Source organism: Streptomyces sp. MnatMP-M17 (genome assembly GCF_900091995.1).
Classification (GTDB): Bacteria; Actinomycetota; Actinomycetes; order Streptomycetales; family Streptomycetaceae; genus Streptomyces.
On record NZ_FMDK01000722.1, the window covers coordinates 1 to 2,057 of the forward strand.

3 protein-coding genes are annotated in these 2,057 nt (G+C 68.4%); all 3 read right to left on the reverse strand.

From position 1 onward, the window contains the following. Positions 1-173: 173 nt before the first annotated feature. On the reverse strand, positions 174-632 hold the full coding sequence (locus GA0115259_RS29120; RefSeq protein ID WP_256098193.1) for an NUDIX hydrolase: 459 nt from the start codon (positions 630-632) through the stop codon (positions 174-176). Between the two features lie 52 nt (positions 633-684). Continuing rightward, positions 685-1,296, reverse strand: a complete 612-nt coding sequence (locus GA0115259_RS29125) for an AAA family ATPase (RefSeq protein ID WP_202450441.1) — start codon at positions 1,294-1,296, stop codon at positions 685-687. Further along, positions 1,218-2,057: hypothetical protein (locus GA0115259_RS41265; RefSeq protein WP_202450442.1), on the reverse strand; the 840-nt coding region annotated here is incomplete at its 5' end. The genes GA0115259_RS41265 and GA0115259_RS29125, both read right to left, overlap by 79 nt.

The following is a 2,057-nucleotide window of genomic DNA, read 5'->3' on the forward strand; positions in this document are numbered from 1 at the left end:
AGCACCTGCCCGACGTCCACCACCACGGCGCTCGGTAGGGCGGGCCCGGCCACGGAGACCGCCGGTCGGCGAACTCCGTGATCGCTGTTGCGGAGAGGGTGCTCTTTCCAGATGACCGTTCGGCTGTCCTCTGGCGAATCGGGGCTCTCGCGGTTGTCGACGGCCGTGTTCTGTTACGCGTCTCGTTCCTCGGGGGCTTCTCCCCAGCCGTGCACGGAGAACGGCTCGCCCTTGAGGTAGTGCGCGATGCCCAGTGCGTTGTACGGGACGGTGGTGTCGGGGAGCTCGTCACTCGGGTGCCAGGACAGGCCCGCGCACTTGTGGGGCTCCATGTTCTGCGGCTCGCCGTGCCAGTACCGGGCGGCGAAGAACCAGCCGACTCGGGGTTCTCCCTCGGGGTTGCGGAAATGCATGACGTGCACGATCCGCAGGGCCTCCCGGTCGACGATGACACCGGTTTCCTCCCGCGCCTCGCGGATCACCGCGTCGATCACGTCCTCGCCCTCGTCCAGCTTGCCGGAGGGGAGATTCAGCAAGCCGTCGGCGTAGCCGGTGCCCTGCCGCTCGGCAAGGCACACGGCGCCGTCGCGCTCCAGGATGAGCATCACATCGTTCACGGGCTGCTGCGGCACTGTACTTTGTCCTCCGACCGGTGGGGCTCTTGCCGGGGGACTCTATCCGGGATCAGACAACGATCAGCCCCATGTCCCCAACGCGCTTCACGGTCCACTGGACACGCTCGGACACGGTCAGCCCCGTGGGTAACTCCAGTATCGGTACACCTGTCGCGCGGCACGCCTCGTAGATGGCGGTGTCGGACTCGTCCTGGATGCCGAGGACTTTTTCCCGCATGCGGTCGCCGCCGGCCTTCTGGTCGTAGCGGTCGTGGCAGTACACCACCACGTCGTAGGCGAGGGGCATCCAGGTGCGACACATTACCTCTGCTGCGGCGAGGACGGCCGCAGTGCCCGGCTCGGTGGGACCGAGGACCAGGCCGGCGAGGGCCAGAACATTCGCGGGGGTCTTGTCGGTGATGAGGACCTGGTGGTGCCGGGCGGTGCGCAGGGGAACCGTGAAGTGCTGGGCGAACAGGTCCAGTTCCGCGACCAGGTCGAAGTTCCCCTCACCGTGGAGGACGATGTCCTCCATGAACGGGCTGGTCCGGGCGGGCTCTGCGGTGCAGGTGACGCCGATGCTCTGTTCTCTCAGGTGCGCGGTCAGCGCGTGGACGAGGGTCGTTTTCCCTGCGGCCTGGGTGCCTTCGACGGCGATAACTCGGCACTCTCGGATGGGCACGTGTCCTCCAGGAGGTCGGTGAAGACGGGGTTCTCCAGCCAGGCCCAGGCGCCCTTTGCACCCTCGGCGATGACTCGGTTGACGTTCAAGCCCGCGTCGGGCCACCCCGCAAGGCCGGCCGTACGGGCGGCGACGTAGGCGGTGGAGACGGAGTGGCGAAGGTTGAGGACGCTCACACGCTCCCGCCCTTCCTCCTCGCCGTCCTCGATCCACCGGCGGTGCCAGGCGGGCATGGACGCCTTGCGGAGCTCCGGCTGGGTGACGTCGAGGCCGAGCTCTGTACATACGTCGACGAGGCGGCGCGAGGTCCCGGCAAGGAGATGGCCGGCGTCATACCGGGTGTCGACGTAGTGGCCCTCGTCCGGGTCGGCGCCGCGGCGATCCTTCCACTGCGCGCGGGCTGCCCGCACAGCAGGGGCCGCGTCGGTGGGGGCGTTGGCCTCCAGTACGCCCAGGTCAGCGCAGAACTGGTGCCCGGTGATGATCGTGGACGTGTCCGCCGCTACGGCCAAGGTCGCCGCCGCGTGCCGGATGAGCGTGTCCATCTCGCCCGGCTCCTCAACGTACACACTGGTCCACTCGAACGGCATGTCCCCCAGGTCGGGGGTGCCGTCTGCGGGCAGGTCCAGCCACGCGACGCTGTAGCAGAAGGGGCGTTGCCCGTTCTTGATCCGGTAGTTCTTCGTCCACTCGACGTCGATGGACGCGATCCGTACGGCTCCCGGGCGCAGCGGTGGGGGCTGCGGGGGGCGAGTGCTGGG